Source organism: Pedobacter sp. TM02, from assembly GCF_059705275.1.
On sequence record NZ_AP046530.1, the window covers coordinates 331,935 to 355,719 of the forward strand.

At 44.8% G+C, this 23,785-nt stretch carries 15 protein-coding genes; all 15 read left to right on the forward strand.

Going from position 1 to position 23,785, the window contains the following annotated elements; all coding sequences use genetic code 11:
• Positions 1-34: 34 nt before the first annotated feature.
• The 15 genes from AC6H1S_RS01485 (at position 35) to AC6H1S_RS01555 (ending at position 23,683) form a co-directional block, all read left to right on the forward strand.
• Positions 35-1,534, forward strand: a complete 1,500-nt coding sequence (locus tag AC6H1S_RS01485; protein ID WP_497564868.1) for a lipopolysaccharide biosynthesis protein — start codon at positions 35-37, stop codon at positions 1,532-1,534.
• Positions 1,535-1,537: 3 nt separating this feature from the next.
• Positions 1,538-1,972 carry a dUTP diphosphatase gene (gene dut, locus AC6H1S_RS01490; protein WP_497564869.1) on the forward strand — a complete coding sequence of 145 codons (435 nt, stop codon included), beginning with the start codon at positions 1,538-1,540 and terminating at the stop codon, positions 1,970-1,972.
• A 51-nt stretch (positions 1,973-2,023) separates the two neighbouring features.
• A complete protein-coding gene (locus AC6H1S_RS01495) occupies positions 2,024-3,721 on the forward strand; it encodes a tetratricopeptide repeat protein (RefSeq protein ID WP_497564870.1) in 1,698 nt (565 codons plus the stop codon).
• Complete coding sequence (lolB1, locus tag AC6H1S_RS01500) at positions 3,699-4,490, forward strand: lipoprotein insertase outer membrane protein LolB1 (RefSeq protein ID WP_199138470.1); 792 nt, start codon at positions 3,699-3,701, stop codon at positions 4,488-4,490. Before AC6H1S_RS01495 ends, lolB1 begins: the two co-directional genes overlap by 23 nt.
• 20 nt (positions 4,491-4,510) lie before the next feature.
• Positions 4,511-5,788: a murein hydrolase activator EnvC family protein gene (locus tag AC6H1S_RS01505; RefSeq protein WP_199138468.1), complete on the forward strand. Its 1,278-nt coding sequence runs from the start codon at positions 4,511-4,513 to the stop codon at positions 5,786-5,788.
• Positions 5,789-5,837: 49 nt separating this feature from the next.
• Positions 5,838-6,185, forward strand: coding sequence for a Sec-independent protein translocase subunit TatA/TatB (locus tag AC6H1S_RS01510; RefSeq protein WP_199138466.1), 348 nt, complete (start codon positions 5,838-5,840; stop codon positions 6,183-6,185).
• Between the two features lie 40 nt (positions 6,186-6,225).
• On the forward strand, positions 6,226-6,423 hold the full coding sequence (locus tag AC6H1S_RS01515; RefSeq protein ID WP_330109172.1) for a twin-arginine translocase TatA/TatE family subunit: 198 nt from the start codon (positions 6,226-6,228) through the stop codon (positions 6,421-6,423).
• A gap of 38 nt (positions 6,424-6,461) precedes the next feature.
• Complete coding sequence (gene gatA / locus AC6H1S_RS01520; protein WP_199138460.1) at positions 6,462-7,886, forward strand: Asp-tRNA(Asn)/Glu-tRNA(Gln) amidotransferase subunit GatA; 1,425 nt, start codon at positions 6,462-6,464, stop codon at positions 7,884-7,886.
• Positions 7,887-8,007: 121 nt separating this feature from the next.
• Complete coding sequence (locus AC6H1S_RS01525; RefSeq protein ID WP_497564871.1) at positions 8,008-9,405, forward strand: lytic transglycosylase domain-containing protein; 1,398 nt, start codon at positions 8,008-8,010, stop codon at positions 9,403-9,405.
• Positions 9,406-9,597: 192 nt separating this feature from the next.
• Positions 9,598-11,916, forward strand: a complete 2,319-nt coding sequence (locus AC6H1S_RS01530; protein WP_497564872.1) for an NADP-dependent malic enzyme — start codon at positions 9,598-9,600, stop codon at positions 11,914-11,916.
• A gap of 6 nt (positions 11,917-11,922) precedes the next feature.
• Positions 11,923-12,507 carry a Holliday junction branch migration protein RuvA gene (gene ruvA, locus AC6H1S_RS01535; protein WP_199138454.1) on the forward strand — a complete coding sequence of 195 codons (585 nt, stop codon included), beginning with the start codon at positions 11,923-11,925 and terminating at the stop codon, positions 12,505-12,507.
• An 11-nt stretch (positions 12,508-12,518) separates the two neighbouring features.
• Positions 12,519-19,673, forward strand: coding sequence for a T9SS outer membrane translocon Sov/SprA (gene sov, locus AC6H1S_RS01540; protein ID WP_497564873.1), 7,155 nt, complete (start codon positions 12,519-12,521; stop codon positions 19,671-19,673).
• A gap of 76 nt (positions 19,674-19,749) precedes the next feature.
• Positions 19,750-20,130 carry a glycine cleavage system protein GcvH gene (gcvH, locus tag AC6H1S_RS01545; protein WP_497564874.1) on the forward strand — a complete coding sequence of 127 codons (381 nt, stop codon included), beginning with the start codon at positions 19,750-19,752 and terminating at the stop codon, positions 20,128-20,130.
• 4 nt (positions 20,131-20,134) lie between these two features.
• The gene (locus AC6H1S_RS01550; protein WP_199138446.1) at positions 20,135-20,629 is read left to right on the forward strand and encodes a VanZ family protein; all 495 of its coding nucleotides are present in this window, start codon (positions 20,135-20,137) and stop codon (positions 20,627-20,629) included.
• A gap of 279 nt (positions 20,630-20,908) precedes the next feature.
• Positions 20,909-23,683 carry an outer membrane beta-barrel protein gene (locus AC6H1S_RS01555; RefSeq protein ID WP_497564875.1) on the forward strand — a complete coding sequence of 925 codons (2,775 nt, stop codon included), beginning with the start codon at positions 20,909-20,911 and terminating at the stop codon, positions 23,681-23,683.
• Positions 23,684-23,785 lie beyond the last annotated feature (102 nt).

The following is a 23,785-nucleotide window of genomic DNA, read 5'->3' on the forward strand; positions in this document are numbered from 1 at the left end:
AATCTAAAATCGTCAATCTAAAATCTAAATTACATTGTCTGTATATAAAAAATTTATTGGTCAAACCGCTGTTTATGGCATAAGTACGGTTCTTTCCAGGCTGTTCAACTTTATCCTTACCCCAATTTACACCAGGGTTTATCCCAAGGGTGTGTATGGAATTTTTACGAACATCTATGCCAATGCTTCCATCATCAATGCCATTTTGGCCTTTGGTATGGAAAGCACCTATTTCAGGTACCTCAACAAGTTTGAAGACAAGAAACAGGAGGTATACAACAATTCGTTTCTTTGTATTGCCTTTGTTTCTACCTTGTTTCTGTTAACCGGTATTGTGTTTAACGAACAGATTGCCGGCTACCTGGCCAATAAGCCCAGCGAAATACCCGATTATAAGCAGTATGTTAATTTTTTCCTGTGGATCTTGTTCATCGATGCCATCAGCGTTATCCCCTTTGCCAAACTGCGTGCCGACGAAATGGCCGTTCGCTACAGCGTAGCCAAATTTCTCAATATCGGCTGTTTTGTAGGGTTTAACCTGTTTTTTATCTATGGCGTTCCGGCAATTATTAAGCACCATTGGTTAGGTGCCGATTGGCTGGCTACATGGTACAGGCACCATTGGGTGGGCTATGTGTTTATTGCCAACCTTATTGCCAGCATCGTAACCTTTATTTACCTGATTCCCCAATTTTTGCAATTGCAGCTTAGGTTCGATAAAAAATTGTTTGCGGCCATGTTTTCCTACAGCTGGCCAATTTTAGTGGCCAATCTTTCTTTCATTGTTAATGAGAACTTGGATAAGATCGTATTGAACAAACTGTTGCCCCCTGCGATTGCCAACGGCGAAGTGGGTATTTATGGAGCCGTATGCAAAATTGCTATCTTTCTGAGCATCTTTATTACGGCCTTTAGGCTGGGCGCCGAGCCTTTCTTTTTCAGTCATGCTAAGCACAAAGACGCCAAGAATACCTATGCCACCATTTTGCAGTACTTTGTAATTGCTTTGGCCATTATTTTTGTGGCACTGATTGCCAATATCGAAATCCTTAAATATTTCATCAGTCGAGACGAAAAGCACATTGCCGAGTTTTGGGTAGGCTTGCCTGCGGTACCTTACCTGTTGCTGGGCTATGTTTGCCTGGGCATTTACATGAACCTTTCGGTGTGGTACCGTCTTTCAGACCAAACCCGTTTTGGCCTGTATATTTCGGTAGCAGGTGCCATCATTACCATTGTGCTTAACCTTGTGCTGATACCCAGATTCAGTTACATGGGCTCGGCGTGGACCAGCATGCTGGCCTATTTTGTGATGATGGTTTTATCGTACGTGCTGGGGCAGAAATATTACCCGATACCCTATAACCTGAAAAAGATTTTGGCTTATTTGGTAATTTCTACCGCCATTGTATTCTCCTCGTTTTTCATCTTTCACCGCAATATTTATATCGGCAATGCCATGCTCGTCGTTTTTATTGCAGGTATTTATTATGTAGAGAAAGACGGCTTAATGAAAATCTTAAAAAAAGGCTAGCCCATGTTAAACATCAAGATCATCAACCACTCAACCCATCCTTTGCCGGCTTACGAAACCGAACATGCCGCGGGTATGGACTTAAGGGCTTTCATTAATGAAGCCATTACGATTAAACCTTTGCAGCGTATTTTAATTCCAACGGGTTTACACATCGAGTTGCCGGTAGGCTACGAAGCGCAGATCAGGCCCAGAAGCGGACTGGCCTTTAAGCACGGCATAGGCATTGTCAATTCGCCGGGAACCATTGATGCCGATTACCGTGGAGAAATCAAGGTGTTGCTGGTTAACCTGTCTGACACTGATTTTGTGGTGAAAGATGGCGAAAGGATTGCACAGATGGTAGTGGCCAAGCACGAAACCGTTAACTGGAAACTGGCCACCGAACTGGGCGATACCCTGCGGGGTGCCGGTGGCTACGGCCATACGGGAAAATAATTAATATTATAATTTTGAATGAAGCGTTAATGCATGCACAACTAAAAAGGGATGAAATTTAAACTTGTTTGGGTATTGGTTTTTCTCTGTTGCGCCCTTACAAAGGCGCAAGAACCTGTAACGCTTCCTTCGAGAGAGAACAATGCCGTTAAGGAACTGTTTTTTGCGGGGTTGAAAGAAAAAATGGCCGAAAATTATGCCAATGCCAACGTTAGCTTTAACAAGGTGGTGGCCATGGACGCCAAAAACCATGCGGCTTATTTTGAATTGGCTTCGCTTAATCTGCGTCAGAACAAGCTGTTGGATGCAGAAGTGGCCATTAAAAAAGCCATCGCCCTTAACCCCGGAAACGTTTGGTATCTGAAACTGCAATCGGAGATTTACAAGCGCAACGGCAACATGGAAGCTTTGATACCGGTGCTCGACCAATTGGTAAAGCTCGCTCCAGAAACCGAAGAATATTATTTCGACAAGGCCAGTGCATTGGCCATTGCCGGCAAAACCGAAGAAGCCCAGAAGGCCTACGATGCCGTAGAAAAGAAATTTGGCTCGTCAAAAGAGCTGGCCCTAGCCAAGCAGCGCATTGCCGTGCAGGGCAAAACCCCGGCAACCGACGAAGCCTTGAACAAGATGATTAGCGAGGGCCCTGCCGATGTCAAAAACTACCTCTATTTAAGCGGCATCCTTTTAGAAAAGAACAAACAGGCCGAGGCGCTGGCGCTCTTGCAAAAAGCCAAGGCACTAGAACCCGATAATTACGAAATAGGCCTGGCCTTGGCCGATGTTTATCAATCGCAAAAGAACAACGAACTGGCTGTAGAAGCCTTAAAGAGTGCATTTGCAAATCCGGCGATGCCCGTGGCCAATAAAACCAAGATTATCAGTGCCATGTTGGCCAAATTTAGCAATCCGGGTATAGCTAAAGATGCTACGGTTTTGGCTCAAACGGCTTTAAAGGCGCATCCTAACGAGCCAAAGCTCCTCCTCCTCTATGGCGATGTATATTACCAGCAAGGCAGCCTCAATCAGGCCAAAGCGCAGTACATGGCCGCTTTAAAGCTGTCAGATCAGCTGTATATGGCCTGGGAAAAGGTATTGAGCATCCAAACTTTACTGGGCCAATACACAGAAGCCATTAAAACCGGCGATGATGCCTTGGCCATTTATCCCAATCAGGCCATTTTATATTATTACAAGGCCTTTGCATTGCATAGAAACGGGCAAAATGCCGAAGCCGCACTGGAAATCAAATCGGCTTTGCAGCTAGATGCCGACGACAATAGCTTAAAGGCCATGATTTTTGCCCTGCAGGCCGAGGTTTTTATAGATCAGGCCAAGCTCAAGGAGGCCGATGCGGCTTTCGATAAGGCCATTTCGCTTGATCCTGCCAATTATTTGACCTTGAGCAATTATGCCTATTATTTGGCGTTAAGAAATCAGAATTTAACAAAAGCCGAACAACTGGCGGCCAAGGCGGCGGCGGCACTCCCGCAAAATGCATCCATCGCCGATACTTATGCCATGGTACTGCTTAAACAGGGCAAGTACGAACAGGCGCTTAACTGGATCGAAAAGGCATTGCAAAACAATGAGGCTTCAAATCCTGTTTACCTAGAGCACTACGGCGATATCCTTTTTCTGAAAGGAGAAACAACAGCCGCGCTGGAGCAGTGGCAAAAGGCCAAGCAGGCAGGAAATGATTCCGATAAACTAAACAAGAAAATCAATGAAAAGAAATATATTAAGTAGCCTATTATTGGCATTGGTGGTTTTTGCGACGGGCTGCAAGACCAAAAAGATTATTGTGGCCACACCTCCGGTTAGTCAGGAGCAACCCGCCCAACCCGATAAAAAGCAGGACAACCTTAACCTGCTTAAGGGAAAAGACCTTTCTTTTAATACCCTGGCCTTAAAAGGCAAGGCAAAGCTTGACATTAATGGCGAGGAGAATAACGTAACTATCAATCTCCGGATACAGAAAGACCAAAAGATCTGGGCAATCATTACGGCAGCCGGTGGCATTGTTGAAGTTGCCAGGGCGGTAATTACGCCAGATAGTTTGCTCTTGCTCAATAAGCTGGAAAAAACCTATACCCAAAAGCCGTTCAGCTATATCTACAACTTTACCAACAAGCAGATCAGTTTTGGCTTGTTGCAGGCCATATTTGCCGGCAATACCATTCCCGAGTTTATGAACATGGATGCCAATCTGGTTCAGGAAAACGGTGTATGGGTGCTGAGTGGCAACAGTGGCGACCTGGCCTATCGTACGCTCTTTAACACCTTGCTCAAACCATCAGAAGTTACGTTGAACGATGCCAAGGCTGCCCAAGCCCTCAAGGTAAGCTATGGAAAATATACACCGGTAAACAATGCACTGTTCCCATCAAGCGTTAAAATCAATACGATGTCGGGCGAGAAAAAGATCAATATTGAGATCGAATTCACTAAGATAGAGAGCGATGTGCCGGTAGAGTTCCCTTTCAACGTCCCTAAAAATTTTAAGGTTATCAACTAAATTTTTATATTTTTGGTGCAATGAAGTTAAACAAGTTACTCCTTTCCCTGCTGTTAACGGGCCTATGTTCAACCGGTTTTGCACAATCGAGCAAAGAGCTGATCAAAAAAAAAGAAGCCCTGCAGAGGCAGATAGAATTAGCCGAAAAAAACCTGAATAAAACCGCTAGTGGCAAGAAACTAACGCTGACCGAGATCAACACGATCAAGGCCCAGGTACGTTTAATGCAGGATAAAATCTCTACCATTAATTCGGAGATGAAAAATCTGGACCAGCAGATTACCGAAAATACGGGTAAGGTGCATAACCTGCAGAACCGCTTGAGCGATTTGAAAAAGGAGTATGCCAATATGATCCGCTTTGCACAGCGCAACCGCAACTCGTACGATAAGATGATGTTTGTTTTTGCGGCCAGCGACTTCAACCAAGCCTACAAGCGCATCAAATACCTGCAGCAGTTTGGTCAGTACCGTAAAAAACAGGCCGCCTATATACAAGGAACCGAAAAAGACCTGAGCAATCAGATTGTGGTACTCGACAAAGACTTAAAGAACAAAAACAGCCTGCTTAAAGAACAGGTAAGCGAAAAATCGAAACTCGACAAAAAGAAGATAGAGCAAACCGTAGTGCTTAACCAATTGAGCAAACAGGAAAAACAGTATAAGCAAGACATCCAGAAGAAAAGGCAGCAACAGGAAGCCATAAGCAGGGAAATCAGGGCAGCCATTAACAGAGAGATTGCCGCCGCCAAGAAAAAAGCCGAGGAAGAGGAAAGGGAAAGAGAGCGGATTGCCGCAGCGAAAGCCAAGGCCGAAAACAGACCGGCACCGGCTGCTCCGGCAAAACCTAAGTCGGCAACAACCAGCGAAATGCTGAGAGCAACTCCAGAAGCTGCCAAATTATCTGCCGCTTTTGAAAATAATAGGGGCAGTTTGCCTGCGCCGGTAGCTACGGGTTATATTGTGCAGCGCTTTGGTTCCTATAAAGTTGACCAGGCTACGGCAAATAGCGATGGCGTAACTTACAACACGGCAGAAGGCACCGCTGTGCGCGCAGTTTTTAATGGCAAGGTTACATCGATCAGCCCTTTCCAGGGGCGTTACTTTATCCTGATCAATCATGGCGAATATTTTACGGTTTATTCTAACCTCAAAAGCGTTAGCGTATCCAAAGGCGAAACCGTAACTACAAAGCAAGTTATAGGTGTAGTGGGTGATAGCAATGGTGTAGGAGAGCTCGAATTTCAGGTAAGGAAAGGCGATAAGGCACAAAATCCGGAAGGTTGGATTGCGCGTTAAACCTTTAAGAACTAATATTTGTCTATATTTGTATAAAAATTGATTAAAGATGTATTCAGGGGTGTTATTAGAGTTCCTAAACATGGGGGGCGGCGAGATTGCCATCATTATGGTGGCCATACTTTTGTTATTTGGAGGTAAAAAATTGCCTGAATTGGCAAGAGGCCTCGGAAAAGGTATCAGAGAGTTTAAAGATGCGTCGGAAGGTGTCAAGCGTGAAATCCATCGGAACATAAATGCCGTAGATATAGACAAGGAATTGAACGAAGAGGCAGAGATTGAGAAAAATGCGGCGCGCCACCATCCAACAGAAGAGGCTACTGCAGAAACAAGCGAAGCCCCAGCCAATGAGCCAACGGCAACCGAACCCCACAAGGATAAGGAAACCTACTCATAGGCCATAAAATCAGACTTAAAAAACTTAATATAAAAAAATCATGGTACAACCAACAATTCTTGCCAGCTTAGGCACACCAGAGATCCTTTTGATTATCGCTGCTCTTTTGTTGCTTTTTGGAGGCAAGAAAATCCCTGAATTGATGCGCGGTTTGGGAAGAGGCGTAAAAGAATTTAAAGACGGTAAAGACGGGTTAGATTCGGGCGGCAACCCAACTAACAGAGACGAAAAAAACTAATTTAATTCACGCTATCCTAATTCTTTTAAATCCAAGTCTTGAAGAAATTTGCTTCACTAGCCGAGATACGTGCAAAGCTCGACCAAAAAGAGCTTGATTTACAGGAATTATTGGCCTATTATTTCGAGCAGATAAGCATTCATAAACACCTCAATGCGTTTAATGAGGTGTTTTTTGATTCTGCCACGCAGCAAGCTGACACGGTACAGCAAAAGCTAGCTAACGGAACGGCAGGCAAACTGGCGGGCATGGTTATTGGCATCAAAGACAATATCTGCTATGCCGGTCATGAAGTCACTGCCTCTTCTAAAATGCTCGAAGGCTTCATTTCTCCTTATTCATCAACGGTAGTAAAACGCCTGTTGCAGGAAGATGCCATCATTATTGGCCGCTTGAACTGCGACGAATTTGCCATGGGCGGCTCTAACGAAACTTCTTATTTCGGTGCGGTAAAAAACGCAGCCGATGAGGCAAGGGTATCGGGCGGTTCCTCGGGCGGGTCGGCAGTAGCCGTACAAGCCGATATGTGCCTGGCAGCTCTGGGTACCGATACTGGCGGTTCGGTTCGTCAACCGGCAGCCTTCTGTGGCAACATCGGGTTTAAGCCAACTTATGGACGAATTTCTCGCTATGGCGTAATTGCCTATGCCTCTTCCTTCGATCAGGTAGGTACCTTAACCAGTTCGGTTAGCGATGCCGCTTTGTTGCTCGAAGTATTGGCAGGCGCCGATGAAGAAGACAGCACCGTAGCCACGCTTGCAGTGCCTCAATATGCGCAGCATTTAAGGCCACTGGCCCCCAAAAAAATTGCCGTGTTGCGGGAAACCATTGATAACGAAGCCCTTGATCCCGAAATTAAGCAGGCCATACTCGCCAGTTTGGAGCAATTCAAAAGCCTGGGCCACGAAATTGAGTACGTATCGTTTAACCTGCTCGATTACCTGGTGCCAACCTATTATATTTTAACCACTGCCGAAGCCTCTTCTAATCTTTCGCGCTTTGATGGTGTCCATTACGGCCATCGCAATACCGATGCCGAAAGCCTGAACAGCCTTTACAAGCTGTCGAGAGCTGAAGGTTTTGGTGAAGAAGTGAAACGCAGGATCATGTTGGGCACTTTTGTGCTTAGCGCTGGTTACTATGATGCCTATTACCAAAAGGCACAGCAGGTACGTCGCTTAATTAGGGAAAAGATAGAAGAACTGTTAAAGACCTACGATTTCTTGTTGAGCCCGGTTACGCCTACACCGGCCTTTAAAATGGGCGAACATAGCCAAGACCCCTTGGTCATGTACATGGCCGATATTTACACCGTGCTGGCTTCACTGGCTGGTATTCCGGCAGTTGCCTTGCCTTTGGGCAATAACCAGGCGGGTTTGCCGTTAAGTGTTCAGTTAATGACCAAACATTTTAACGAGCAGGAGCTACTTTCCCTGTCGCATAGCTTTTTAAATAAAAATTAGGACTAGCCGTTTCGGCGGTACTGGATAGGCCATGCTCATGGCATTCATGGGCAAACCGAATAAAATTGATGCCGGATTTCCTTGCGGAAGTTTCCGTCATTTAAAACCAAATAATAAGCTGATGAAAAAAATCGTACTATTTGCGTTAAGTTTAGTGGCATTTTTCAATGCAACAGCCCAAAATCCGATCAGAAATAACCAAAACGATTCCTTGTTCAAGGCCGTTACGGCTAATTTGCCCCACGATACCATTGCCGTACCTTTCATAGACAAGCCCCTGTTTTATAACCAGAACCTGGTGTATAAGCTGCGTTTGGATTCGATTCAAAAAACGGTTCCATTAAGCTATAACGAATATGTACAGAACTTTATCGACATCTACAGTCGGCGAAAAGACATGATGGGCAAAATGCTCGGGCTGTCTAACTACTATTTCCCCATCTTCGAAAAAGCGCTAAAAGCCTACAACATTCCGGCCGAAATTAAATACCTGCCTATTATCGAATCGTCTATGAGTCCGCATGCCATTTCAAGGGTGGGTGCCACAGGCCTTTGGCAGTTTATGTTCGGCACTGCCAAAGCTTACGGCTTAAACATGGACAATTTTGTAGACGAGCGCAAGGATCCAATCCAGGCCAGTTATGCCGCGGCGGCCTATTTCAGGGATGCCTACGAAGAATTGGGCGATTGGCTGCTGGCCATTGCGGCCTATAATTGTGGCAAAGGCAATGTAACTCGGGCCATTGATAAGGCAGGTTCGCGAGACTTTTGGGCCATCAGGCCTTTCCTGCCCAAAGAAACCAGAGATTATGTGCCGGCTTTTATTGCCACGGTATATGTAATGAACTATGCCAATACGCATAATATTGCCATGCAGACCTCGCCAATTACGCTTAAAACAGATACCGTTCATGTGAGCCATTTTGTAGCCCTGGCCGATTTGGCAAAGGCTATGAACTACGAAGAAGAAACCTTGGTTGGACTAAACCCTTCGTACAAGAAAAAAATCGTTAACGGAACCGCAGAATTGCCTAAGCGCATCATCATGCCTAAGGTAGAACAAGAAAGCTTTGCCAAAATTTACGAGGTTTTAAATAACGATATCGAAATGGATCGTGAGGTGGTTTTGGCCTCCACAGACGACGTGCGGGAGCTTCGCAAGAAGGCACCGGTACAAAAGGCAGTGGTCAAATCTAATTACCATAAAGTTAAACCCGGCGAGAACTTGGGCGCTATTGCCAATTTGTACGGCGTAGAAGTGCAGGATATTAAGGTTTGGAACAAGTTGCCCAGCAGTACGATTGTTCCGGGCCAAAAGCTAAGGATTTACGGATCCGCCCTCGAACAGGCCAAGCCTGCGGCCAAAGCGAGCTTCATTAACTATAAAGTAAAGGCTGGCGATACCTTGTCGGGCATTGCCGAAAAATTTGACGGCGTAACCGTGGCCCAGATCAAAAAAACAAATGGCCTTAAAAAAGCAGTCTTGCAACCGGGTATGGTGCTGAAGATTAAAAGCTAGTTCGGGGCCTCATTTCAGAGTCCGATTACCTGATATTTTTGCCTAAATCTCTCCGTAAAAATACCTGTTTCGATACTTTTTGAGCGCAGAGAGCTGTTGCATAATTCGCTGTAGGTACGTGTGATAACAATTAAAAAACAGTTACATTAGGACAAAATAATTGTAACTTTGACCGTTACCAAACTGTACTGTATGAGCAAAACGAACAGAAAACAAGACGCTTTAGATTACCATTCCCAAGGCCGGCCGGGCAAGATCGAGGTCGTACCTACCAAACCTTATTCATCGCAAAGAGACTTGACCTTGGCTTATTCGCCGGGCGTAGCAGAGCCTTGTTTGAAAATAGCTGATCACAAAGAAGACGTTTATAAATATACAGCCAAAGGCAATCTGGTAGCCGTAATTAGCAACGGTACCGCGGTGTTGGGCCTTGGCGATATTGGCCCCGAAGCGGGTAAGCCCGTGATGGAAGGCAAAGGCTTGTTGTTCAAGATTTTTGCTGATATCGATGTATTCGACCTTGAGCTTGATACCAAGAATGTCGACGACTTTGTGAAAATCGTAAAGGCATTAGAGCCAACTTTTGGTGGCATAAACCTCGAAGATATCAAAGCGCCAGAATGCTTTGAAATTGAGCGCAGGCTAAAAGAAGAAATGAACATTCCGGTGATGCACGACGACCAGCATGGTACCGCTATTATTTCGGCGGCCGCCTTGCTCAATGCTTGCGAACTGCAAAAGAAAAAAATGGACAAGATCAAAATCGTGGTAAACGGCGCCGGCGCCGCAGCCATTTCTTGTTCGCGTTTATATGTGGCATTAGGCGCCAAAAAAGAAAATATAGTGATGTGCGACAGGAGCGGCGTCATTCGTAATGACCGCGCCAATCTCGATCCGATCAAACAAGAATTTTCCACCAGCAGAAACCTCAATACCTTGGCCGAATCGATGAAAGATTCGGATGTGTTTATCGGGCTTTCTTCGGCAGATTGCGTAACTGCAGACATGTTGAAGTCGATGGCCAAAAACCCGATTGTTTTTGCCATGGCCAATCCCAATCCCGAAATTGCCTACGATTTGGCCATCAGCTCGCGCAAAGATCTGATTATGGCTACCGGCCGCTCAGACTACCCCAACCAGGTAAACAACGTCCTGGGCTTTCCTTATATTTTTAGGGGCGCATTAGACGTAAGGTCGACCAGCATTAACGAGGAAATGAAGATCGCGGCGGTTCGCGCTATTGCCGATTTGGCCAAAAAATCGGTGCCAGAAGCTGTAAACATGGCCTACAATGCCAAAAACATCAAGTTTGGCAAAGATTATATCATCCCTAAGCCAATGGATTTCCGTTTGATGACCAATGTGTCTATGGCGGTGGCAAAGGCCGCTATCGACAGTGGTGTGGCCCGCAAAACCATTACCGATTGGGATGCTTATGCTGAAGAGCTGAAACGCCGCCTGGGCATGGACGATTCGATTATGCGTGCCATTACCAACAAGGCCAAGCAGGCGCCAAAACGTGTGGTGTTTGCCGAAGCCGATAACTACAAGATTTTAAAGGCCGCGCAAATTGTAAGAGACGATAATATTGCCATTCCTATTTTGTTGGGCAACAAAGAAGTAATCCAGCAGATTATTGAAGAAAATGCCCTTGATTTGGAAGGCGTACAGATCGTAGATCCGGCTCTGGAGCCTGAAAGAATGAAAAAATATGCCGAATCGCTCTACCAAAAACGCCAGCGCAGGGGAGTTACCTTGTTCGAGGCCAATAAGTTCATGCGCGATAGGAACTATTTTGGCGCATCGATGGTCGAGTTTGGCGAAGCCGATGCCATGATTTCAGGCTTGACCAAAAACTATGTATCAACCATTAAGCCCGCTTTGCAGGTAATTGGTACCGAAGCTGGCGTAAACCGCGTGGCTGGTATGTACATGATGATGACCGAAAAAGGGCCAGTATTCTTCGGCGATACCACGGTTAACGTAGATCCAACGGTTGAAGAACTGGTAGATTTGACCCTGCTGCTCGAAAAATCGGTGGGCAAATTCAATATCCAGCCTCGCATTGCCTTGCTTTCGTACTCCAATTTTGGGTCAAATGAAGGCGAAGTGCCTGAAAAAGTGCGTAAAGCAGTAAAAATATTACACGAAAAACATCCCCAAATCATTGTAGATGGCGATATGCAAGGTAACTTTGCAATTAACAACGCTATGCTAAAAGATAATTTTCCTTTTAGTAGATTAGCAGATGCACCCGCAAATACATTGGTTTTTCCTAACTTGGAGTCGGGCAATATTGCCTATAAGCTCTTACAGGAGTTGGGCGGGGCCGAAGCCGTTGGACCAATTTTGCTGGGCCTTAAAAAACCGGTGCACATTGTGCAGCTGGGCAGTTCGGTAAGGGAAATTGTAAATATGATTACCATTGCGGTACTCGATGTCCAGGCCAAGGAAGAAGATGCTAATCCGGTAAAGAGAAGGGGAATATTAAACAGAATAGCTAAAAAGTAAACGCTCATGTACGATTATATTGATGGTAAATTGGCTTTTAAATGCCCAACTTATGTGGTGGTTGAAGCCGGAGGTGTAGGCTATCACATCAATATTTCGCTCAATACCTATTCGGCCCTGCCTCAAACAGAGCGCTGCAAGATTTACACTTGGCTACATGTTAAGGAAGATGCCCATACCTTGTACGGTTTTGCCGACGAAGGCGAAAGGCGCCTTTTTTTGCACCTGATCTCGGTTTCGGGCATTGGCCCTACCACCTGCCGGATGATGCTATCGTCTATTACGCCGGTTGAAATCCAAAATGCCATTATACAGGCTGATGTGGCCCTCATCCAGCGCATTAAGGGCATTGGCGCAAAATCTGCACAGCGCATCGTGCTCGAACTGCAAGACAAACTGAAGAAAGAAGGTACAGATTCGTTAATTTCTATGCCTCAACATAATACAATTAAAGATGAAGCGTTATCTGCTTTGATCATGCTTGGATTTGGCAAGCAGGTAGCAGAGAAGGCACTAGACCATGCCGTTAAAAATGCAACGCAGGATTTAACGGTAGAGCAAATGATAAAAATAGCTTTGAAGAATTTATAACCAAACGCCGATTGACAAATAAATTTACACTCTTAATTCTTCTTTTCTTTCTTTTTGCCGGAACAAACGCCTTTGCTCAAGTTACGCCTGCAAAATCAGGAACTGATTCGCTCAAAAATTCCTTCAATTTACGCGAAAAACAGCTGTTGGGCCTACGGACCAGCAACAACCCCTTTTTGCCTTTGCCCGACAACGTCAAACGCGAAGTAGAATTCGATGCGGTAAACAAACGCTATGTCATCACAGAAAAAATAGGGAACAGGTTGTACTCGCCGCCACAGTACTTAACCATTGAACAATACCTGCGTTTGGTTAACAGCGAAATTAAACGCGAAAACTGGCGCATCCTGTCTAATGCCGAGATTGCCGACGTGAGAAAAACCGGAATTATTCCGCAGGTTAAGGTAAACAGCCGTGTTTTTGAAAAGATTTTTGGCGGGACCACTATTGATATCCAGCCAAGGGGCGAAGCCGAGCTTACTTTCTTGGGCCGGATCAACAAAAACGAAAACCCCTTGTTCAACGAGCGCCAACGCGTACAGAGCAACTTCGATTTCAACCAACGTATCCAAATGGACGTGGTGGGCGATATCGGAACCAAGATGAAGATCAAAATGAACTACAACACCGAAGCGCAGTTCGATTTTGAAAATCAGATCAAGCTCGACTATACCGGTGGCAAAGATGACATCATCAAGAAAATAGAGGCCGGTAACGTGAGTTTGCCGCTTAACAGTACTTTAATTAATGGTACGCAGGCCTTATTCGGCGTTAAAACCCAGCTCCAATTCGGAAAGTTGGATGTAGCGGCGGTCTTTACCCAACAAAAATCGCAATCTAAAGAAATCCAGATCAACAACGGCGCACAGCAGAACGAGTTTAGGATCAGCGGCAGCGAGTACGAAGCCAACAAGCACTACTTTTTGGCCAAGTATTTTAGAGACAACTATAACAGGGCCTTGGCCAATCCGCCAACCATTCTCTCTGGCATTTTGATTACTAAAATTGAGGTTTGGATTACCAATAAAACGGGCAATACCCAAGATTCGAGAGATGTCTTGGCCTTTTTGGATTTGGGCGAAAACCAACCCTACAATACGGCACAAGTAACGGGTGGCGGTTCGGTGTTGCCATCGGGCTTTACCAATCCTACTTTCCCAACGGCTTCCAACAATTTGCTGGCCAACCTTCCGGCCGATGCCAGACAAACCAATTCCAATTCGGTAATCAGCTATTTTCAGGCTAATGGCGCTACCGACAACTTTGCCAAGCTTACCTATGCCCGTAAACTGACCGAGCGCGAATATACTTTCCAGCCTCAATTGGGTTATATTTCGTTAAATAATGCGCTCAATGCCGACGAGGTACTGGCTGTTTCCTATCGCTATACCTACAATGGCGTAGAGTACCAAGTGGGTGAGTTTTCTACCGATGTAGCCTTTGACCAGGCTACACCAAAAGTGCTTTTTTCTAAACTCTTGAAAAACGAAACCATCAAAACCAATTTGCCAACCTGGGATTTGATGATGAAGAATATTTATTCGATCGGTGGCTACCAGATCAGTCCGCAGAATTTTAAACTCGACATTTTCAGGATCGACGATAAAACCGGTATAGAAATGCCATTGATTAGAGAAGGCACAAAAACAGCGCTGAAGCAATATATATCGCTCACTAATCTCGATCAGCTGAACCAGCAAAAAGAGCGCAAGCCCGATGGCGTATTCGATTTTGAAGCCGAAAACAAACCTTTCTCCAACCCTGCACAAAATACCCAAAGCAGCTATTCGCCCACCGGATCGGGGCTGAGCAACCTGGTCAACAATACCAACAACGGCTACGTCACTATCGATCCGTTGAACGGCCGGGTTATTTTTCCTTTGATCGAGCCTTTTGGCAAAGATTTGGCCACCAAGTTCGATTTGCCTGCCGAACAGGCACTAGCCGATAAATATACCTATCCGCAATTATACGATTCGACCAAAGTAGTGGCGCAGCAACTGTTCAGCAATAAAAACCTGTACATCATCAAAGGCGCTTACCAGTCGGAAATTGCTTCCGAGTTTTCGCTCAATGCCATTAACGTAACCAAAGGCTCGGTTAGGGTTTTTGCCGGAACCATTCCTTTGCAGGAGGGTACCGATTTTACGGTTGATTATGACATGGGCAGGGTAAAAATCGTAAATACCGCTTTGCTCACCTCAGGTCAGCCCATCAGGATTACCACAGAAAACAACGAACTTTTTGGCCTGCAGCAACGCTCGCTTTTTGGCGCCCGTTTAGATTACCATGTGAACAACAAGCTGAACATTGGCGGTACTTTTATGAACCTGACCGAAAAGCCGCTTACGCAAAAGGTAAACTATATGGAAGAGCCGATATCGAACAGTATTTTCGGGTTGGACTTTAACTACAGTTCGCCTTCGCGCTGGCTCACCAAAATGGTGGATAAATTGCCCCTGATTTCGACCAAGGCACCATCCAGCATCAGTTTTGGCGGCGAATATGCGCAGCTCATTCCGGGGCATCCAAGTGCCATCAATTCGGGGGGCGATAAAGGCGGTTCGAGTTATCTCGACGATTTTGAGGCTTCGAGATCTATCATCGACCTGAAAAGTTCGGTGCCATGGCAAATTTCGGGTACGCCCCAGCTATTTTCCGAATCGCAGCTGGTCGATAACCTGGCTTATGGCTACAATCGTGCAAAATTGGCTTTTTATAATATCGATCCGGCTTTTTACAACAGCAGTTCGAGCATTATACCTTCTAGCTTAAGAAACAACCGCAACGAGCTTTCTAACCATTACGTGAGGGAAGTACTGGAGCAGGAGGTATTTCCTTTCAAAGAAATCAGCACCGGTCAGCCCCTGAACCTGCCAACTCTCGATTTGGCTTATTATCCCATGTTGCGTGGCCCTTACAACTACGTAACCAATGGTTTTAATCCGAATGGTACGCTCAACAATCCAAGATCGCGTTGGGGAGGTATCATGCGGAGGATAGACATCAACGACTTTGAGGCCAACAATATCGAATACATCGAGCTTTGGGTGATGGATCCATACATGTACAAGCCAACTTCGCAAGGTGGCGATTTGTACTTTAACGTCGGAAACATCTCTGAGGATATTTTAAAGGATGGCCGAAAATCGCTGGAAAATGGCTTGCCGGCCAATGGCGACCCGAGTAAGTACGACGAAACCAACTGGGGAAGGGTGGCCAAGCTGCAACCGGTAATCCAGGCTTTTGACAACGACCCGGCGGCCAGAAAAGCACAGGACGTAGGTTTAGATGGTTTATCTAATGCCAACGAAAAAGCGAAGTTTGCCGCGCTTATCAACCAGATCAAGGCACAGCTTAATCCTGATGCGGCATTGGCATTCGAGAACGACCCTTCGTCAGACGACTACTCTTACTTTAGAGGAGGTGCCCTCGACCAGCAAAATGCCGGTATTTTAAGGCGTTACCAAAACTACAACGGTACCGAAGGCAACTCTAAAACCTCGCAGCAATCGATAGACGAATTGGGCATCGAAAACTCGGCCTCTACGTCGTTGCCAGATGGAGAAGATATTAACAGGGACAATAACATGACCCAGTCTGACGAGTATTTCCAGTATAAGGTTTCGATGCGCCCGGGCGATTTGGTGGTAGGACAAAACTTCGTCACCGATAAAGTAGTATCGCAGGTTAAATTGGCCAATGGCCAAACCCAAAGTGCCACTTGGTACCAAATCCGTATTCCGTTGTCGCAGTACCAGCAAAAAGTGGGCGGCATCCAAGACTTTAAATCTATCCGCTTTATCAGGATGTTCATGACCAACTTTGCCGATACGGCCATTTTAAGGTTTGGCAAGATCCAGCTGGTAAGGGGCGAATGGCGTACCTACAATGCCAAAAACGAGGCGAACCAGGTTATTGCCGATCCAAGCCTGCAACCGGCAAATCCGGATAATTCTACCATCGAAGTAGCCACCGTAAACATTGAGGAAAACGGCAAGCGTACGCCAATTCCTTACGTGGTGCCACCAGGCATTGTACGCGAACGCGATTTTAGCAATTACCGTGGCGATACCCGCCAAAATGAACAGTCGCTTTCGGTAATCGTGAAGAGATTGAGAGACGGCTATGGCAGGGCCACTTTTAAAACCGCCATCAACGACTTTAGGTCTTACAAGCGCCTGGAAATGTATGTCCACTTGGAGGCAATCGGTAATTCGACACTGAACGATAACGATGTAAGCGCGTTCCTGCGTATTGGTACAGACAATCAAGACAACTATTACGAATACAACCAGCCTTTAAAGGTGACAAGGCCGGGTACCAGCGATCCGTATGCCATTTGGCCGGATGCCAATAAAATGGACATCCAATTGGAGCTTTTCCAAAAAGCCAAAATAGCCAGGAATAACGCTAAGGTTGCCGGTGGCGCACCATGGCCGATTAACGTACCCTTTGTGTACATAGATGGAACCAATACCATTATTGTAAAGGGCCAGCCAGACATGAGCAAAGTGCGGGTGTATATGTTGGGTATTAAAAACCCTTTACGCAACCAGGCAGTGCCGGCTGGCGACGATGGCCTCGACAAAGATGCGCAGGTATGGTTTAACGAATTACGCCTCACCGAATTCGATGAGCGCGGGGGATGGGCGGCTACGGCGCGCATGAACGCCAAGTTGGCCGACTTTGCCGACGTCAATATTTCGGGAAGCAAATCGACCATCGGTTTTGGTTCTTTAGAGAAAAAGGTAAGCGAACGCAACCGCTCTGATAATACTTTCTTCGATATTTCTTCGAGCATTGAACTGGGCAAGCTCCTGCCTCAGAAAACAGGCATCAAAATACCGATGTACGTGAGCTACTCTAAGCAGGTTATGACTCCGCAGTTCGATCCGCGTACGCCAGATATCGAGCTGAAAAATTCGTTGAAAAATGCTTCGAAGGCACAAAAGGATTCGATATTGAACTTTGCGCAGGATTATACCACGCGCAGCAGCATCAACTTTACCAATGTACGCAAGGAGCGTACCAATACCGAAAAGCCTGTCCGTTTGTGGGATATCGAAAACTTCAACGTGTCGTATGCGCAGACCAAGTTTGCCCATCGCGATTTTGTGAACGAGAGCAGTGTCCAACACACTTACAGGGCATCTTTGGGCTACAATTATACCGGAACTTCTAAAAGCTACCAGCCTTTTGATAAGATCATCAAGTCGAATACCCTCAAACTACTGAAGGACTTTAACTTTACGCTGCTGCCAAGCTCAATCAACTTTAGGATAGACGTCGATCGTTTTTACTCCGAAAATACCTTGCGCAACAACGATCCGAACAATTATATCCCAATCAATACCACCTTTAACAAAAACTTCCTGATTTCGAGGGTATATGGCATTGCATGGGATTTGACCAAATCATTAAGCCTCGATTTCGACGCCACCAACTATTCGATTGTTGACGAGCCCGAAGGCCGGATTGAAGGGTTAAAACGCGATACGCTTTGGCAAAACCTTAAAAACCTGGGCCGTACTACAGACTATAGCCACAACCTGAATGTCAGGTATAATTGGCCGATTAATAAAATTCCGGGTTTAGACTGGATCAACGTGGCTACGGTATATGGAACCAGCTTTAACTGGCAAACAGAGCCTTTGTCTACATTGAGGGATCCGAACATTAACCTGGGTAATACCATTCAGAACTCGAGGACCATCCAGTTCAACCCAACCCTTACCATGAGCAACCTGTACCGCAAGTTTGGTTTTGTCAAGAAAAGCCTGAACAAGCCAGATACGGTAACCAGCTTTTCAGATATCCTGGTTGGATTGGTAACCAGTATCAAGAGCATCAATGTGGCCTTTACCCAAACCAAGGGTACATTCTTGCCTGGCTATTTGCCTAAAACCAAGTTCTTTGGTATAGATGCTACTACTGGCGCACCAGGCTTGGGCTTTGTTTTTGGCAGCCAAAGAGACATTAGGCTGATGGCCTTGAACGATGGCTGGCTAACTACCGACGAAAACCAGACCCAATTGTACATCAATACCCTGCGCGAGGATTTTCAGCTCACCAGTACCATCGAACCTTTGAGAGATTTCAAAATTACGCTGAGTGCTACCAAAAACCGGACACTGAATTATTCGACCAATTTCAGGTACGATAACAGCATTCAGAATTTCAGAAACTTTAGTCCAACCACCACCGGCGATTACAGTATTTCGATCATCAGCCTGGGTACGGCCTTTACCGATAAAAATGGATCGACCATATCGAAACTGTTTAATAAGTTTATGAGCAACAGGCAGGTAATTTCTAGTCGCTTGGGTGCCGAAAACCCGAACTCTTCTGGCCAAAGCGCCGGAGGTTTTGCCGATGGCTACGACAAGACTTCGCAAGATGTGGTGGTATCGGCATTTATTGCCGCCTACACAGGCCGTAATGCCAGCTCGATGAGCCTCAACAGCCTGCCTAAAATTCCTTTGCCAAACTGGAGGATTACCTATGCTGGCCTCACTAAAATTCCTTTCATTGCCGAGAACTTTTCAGAGTTTGGCATCAGGCATGGTTACCGGTCGCTTTACAGCATTAACGGTTTTAACAGCTTGCTAAAATATCAGGAAACCGATGGCTATGTAAGCAGCCGGGATGTAAACCAGAACTTCCTGCCGTTGTACCAGTTTGCGCAGGTAAGTATTTCCGAGCAGTTTGCGCCGCTTATTGGCGTAGATACCAAGCTGAAAAATAACCTGACGGCCAGTTTTGAAATCAATAAAACCCGCATTCTGGCCCTCAGCCTTTCAAACAGCCAATTGGCACAGCTGTCGGAGAATAACCTGGCATTTGGTTTGGGCTACCGTACCAACAAGTTCAGGTTTCCATTTGGCTGGTTTAGCCAATTGAAAATGGACAACAACATGGACTTTAAATTAGATGTTTCGGTAAGAGACAATAAAACGGTTATCTACAGGGCTGATGTTACAGAAGCCGAGGTGTCGTCGGGCGCAAAAAACATTACTTTAAGGCCAAGTGTCGATTATATCCTCAACCAGCGCTTTAACTTGAAGGTATTCTATGATTCGAACATTACCAAGCCTTATACCTCGCAATCGTTCAACACTTCTTTCAGCAATTTTGGATTTAGTTTGCGCATTACGCTGAATTAGCCGTTGTTAGAAAGCGGTTTAATAATTACCTTTGGAGACTAACTCAATAAACGAAAATAAAAACACATACAAAACAATGAACTTTCCATCAGAACTGAAATACACCAAAGACCATGAGTGGGTAAGGGTGTCGGGCAACGAAGCGGTAATCGGCATTACTGATTTTGCGCAACGCGAATTGGGCGATATCGTTTACATCGACATCAATACAGTAGGTGCAGAAGTAAGCAAAGAAGATGTTTTTGGCACGGTAGAGGCTGTTAAAACAGTATCTGACTTGTTTATGCCATTAACAGCCACGGTATTAGAAGTAAACAACGATTTGAACGACAGCCCGGAACTGGTTAACTCAGACCCCTATGGAAAAGGCTGGATGGTAAAAGTTGCCATAACTAACGTAGCCGATGTAGATGGCCTGTTAAGTGCCGATCAATACAAAGAATTAGTGGGCGCCTAAAACCATGAAAAAATATGGAGTGCTAAGGTCGCAACTTTGGGCCGTTATTTGGACCATCGTTATTTTAGTGCTTTGCAACATGAAAATGCCAGACTCAGATGGTGGGCCTGGCTTTTTCTTTGAAGGTTTTGATAAGCTGGTGCACCTGGGTTTTTTCTTTGTGCTTAGCGTGTTGCTTTTTTACGGAAAGATCAGATACCAGCATAACTACAATTTTCGCTCGCTCACCATATTTAAAATTATACTGATTTCGGTTGTTTTGGGCGGAGGGATCGAGTTGCTGCAATGGAAGGTGTTTACCTACCGATCGGCCGAGTGGTGGGATTTTGCTTGCGATATGATCGGTGCTCTGATGGGCGTATTCAGCTACGTTTTGCTGCACTTGTCCAATTACGGCAGGCACAACGAAGATTTGCCTATTACCAAACACAAACATAAAAGCCATGGTGCTGGCTTCGGCATCGACAAGAAAATAAGAGGCGATGAAAAAAAGGTTTAAGCTGCTGCTGATTTTAATGTTAAGCTTTTTGCTGGCTGGATGTGGTTTGTTCAAGCCTTCCTGCTATTGCCCTAAATTGCCCCGTTCGCATTACCAAGCCCGTTAATTCCGTTTAACTGCCTTTGTCTGTTGCCGGCTCCCTGAAAGGAAGAGAGCCGCTCTGTAACGATAAAGTTAGTTGTATTTAAATTGTTACCCATATTTTAACACTTCTTAACAAACTTTTGAGGCTCCCGCTAGTCTGATAGGATAACTTTACAAAATTATATAAAAATTAGAATGAAGAATTTGATTAAAAGTACACTACTCATTGCTTTCTTGTGTGTAAGCTATTTTGCCCAGGCCCAGTCTGGCGGAACGGTTAGCGGAAAAGTAATCAATGGCAAAGACAAATCGCCAGTCGATTATGCTTCGATAGCCATCAAAAAAGTAAGTGATTCATCTACGGTTGGTGGTACCAATACCTCATCAACCGGTGCTTTTACCGTTGGTGGCTTGGCCCCAGGTAAATATAAATTATATGTGGCCTATTTGGGTTTTAAAACCATTACCCAGGATTTTGAACTAACTGCTGCCAAGCCTAGCATGAACTTTGGTACATTAACGATGGAAGATACCGGCGTAACCTTGAAAGGCGTAGAAATCAAAGGAGAAATCCCACCGGTAGTCGTTAAAAAAGATACCTTGGAAATCAGTGCATCAACCATCAAGGTTAAAGAAAATGCAGTGGTTGAAGACCTTTTGAAAAAAGTGCCGGGTGTAGATGTTGCCAAAGATGGCAGCGTTACCGCGCAGGGCGAGAAAATTACCAAGGTAAGGGTTGATGGTAAAGACTTTATGGGCAACGACCCTTTGTTAGCCACCAGAAACCTGCCTGCAGATATGGTTGACAAGATCCAGATTATTGACGATATGTCTGACCAAGCCAAATTTTCTGGCGTTGACGATGGCAACCGTGAAAAAATCATCAACATTACCACCAAGCAAGACAAAAAACATGGTTATTTCGGCAACAGCACTTTGGGCTATGGTTCAGACGATCGTTACGACGTGAATTTGAACGTGAACAAGTTCAACAAGAACCAACAGATTTCTTTGATTGGCCAGTTTAACAACGTCAACAAGCAAAACTTTGGTGGCGGTATTGGTGGTGGCGGCTTTGGTGGCGGAGGCCGTGGCATGCAGTTCGTAACAGGTGGCGGTGGTAGTGGTTCAGGCGGTATTACCACAACCAATGCAGCGGGTATCAACTTTGCCGATACTTATGACGATCAAACCCAGATTAATGGTAGTTATTTCTTCAATAAAACTTCATTGTTCAATACCAACAACAGCTTTACCCAAAACTTATTAGGCACCATAAATACAACGACCCTAAATGATGCGGTAAGTACGACTGAACGTATTAACCACAGGTTTAACTTTACCATTGATACCAAATTGGATTCAATGACTTCGATCAGGGTCCAACCATCTGTTTCGTACACAAAAAATACAGGCGACAACCTAACAAATTATAACAGGGTTCTTCCAAATCAAACTACCACTGGTTTGCAAAAATATCTAACCAGCTCAGAGTCTCCGGCTATTAGTAATAATTTGTTAATCCGTAGGAAATTCCAGCGCCGGGGCCGTACGTTATCATTGAACCTGAATACAAATATCAATGATAATGATGCCAACAATAACAATTACATTTTAGAAAATGTAGTGACAACGTCAACGTCTCAGCGCTTAACTAATCAGCTAAACGATCAGAATTCAAGTTCATTGAGCAATACGACCAGATTAGTGTATACGGAGCCCCTATCTAAAACATTGAGTTTGGAACTTAATTATCAAAACGGTTATAGTCATGATAACAAAGAGCGTTTGGTCTATGATTTTAACCCTCTAACTCAAGATTTCGATATCAAAAATGCAATCTATAGCAATCAATTTGAAAATAAAACGATAACCAATGCCTTAGGGTTCAGTTTTAATGGAAACGAAAAAAAATACAACTGGAACATTGGCGTGGCTTTACAACGTACTAATCGTGAAAACGATAACATGACTACTGGCGATGTGTTTACGCAAAACTTTACCAATATTACGCCCCAAGCGCAGTTCAGGTATAATTTCAGCAACAGCAAACGCTTGAACATCAGGTATAACGGACGTACCAACCAGCCAACTATCGATCAGATCCAACCTATTCCGGATAATACTAACACGTTAACGAATCCTATTGGCAATGCCAATTTAAAACCTTCTTTTTCAAACTCGTTGAATATCTTTTATAATAATTTTGATTTCGCCAGCTATCGTACGTTCTTTTTAGGTGCTTTCATTACCCAAACCTTCAATGATTTTGGAAATAACCAGACATTGGCTTCCGATGGTAGAATTAATAACCAAGTGATCAATGTCGACGGAAATTTTAATGCAATGGTATTTAGTAATTTGAGCCAGCCAATCATCAAAGGCAATAAGTTAACATTACAGATTAACTTGAACGGAAGCTATGGTAAAACCACAAATATTAGCTATGGTCAGGACAATGTAACCAAAAGCTCTTCATTGACGAATGGCTATAAATTAGTATCTAATTTAGACAAATTAGATTTGATTGCAGGTATTTCGGGTAATTGGAGCCACGGTAGCTATACTGTTGGCAATCCAACTAACTTTTATACTTTGGCGCCGAATATCGATATCAGTTACCTGTTCCCAGGCAGTATCCGTTTGCAAACCGATGTTACCTATAACAAAACTACGGGTCGTGGCGATGCCTATAACACTAGCTATACCATTATTAACGGCTACATCAGTCGCCAGTTCTTTAAAAACAGAGGTACCTTCAAGTTTGCGGTAAATGACTTGTTGAACGAAAATACAGGTATTTCGCGTACTGCTACCAACAATAGCATTGTAGATTCTAATTTCAACGTATTGAAACGCTACTATATGTTCTCGTTTACTTACTCCCTAAACAGGGTAGGTGGTCAAACCATGAATATGCAAGGACCAGGCGGTGGCCAAAGAATGAGAATGGGCGGCATGGGCATGTAAGCCTAGCCACTCGGCAACAGATCGCCATCGGCTTAATTGCCGTTGGCGATTTTTTTTAACACATTTTAACTATAAAAATAGTTGCAAACTACTATGTTTTTA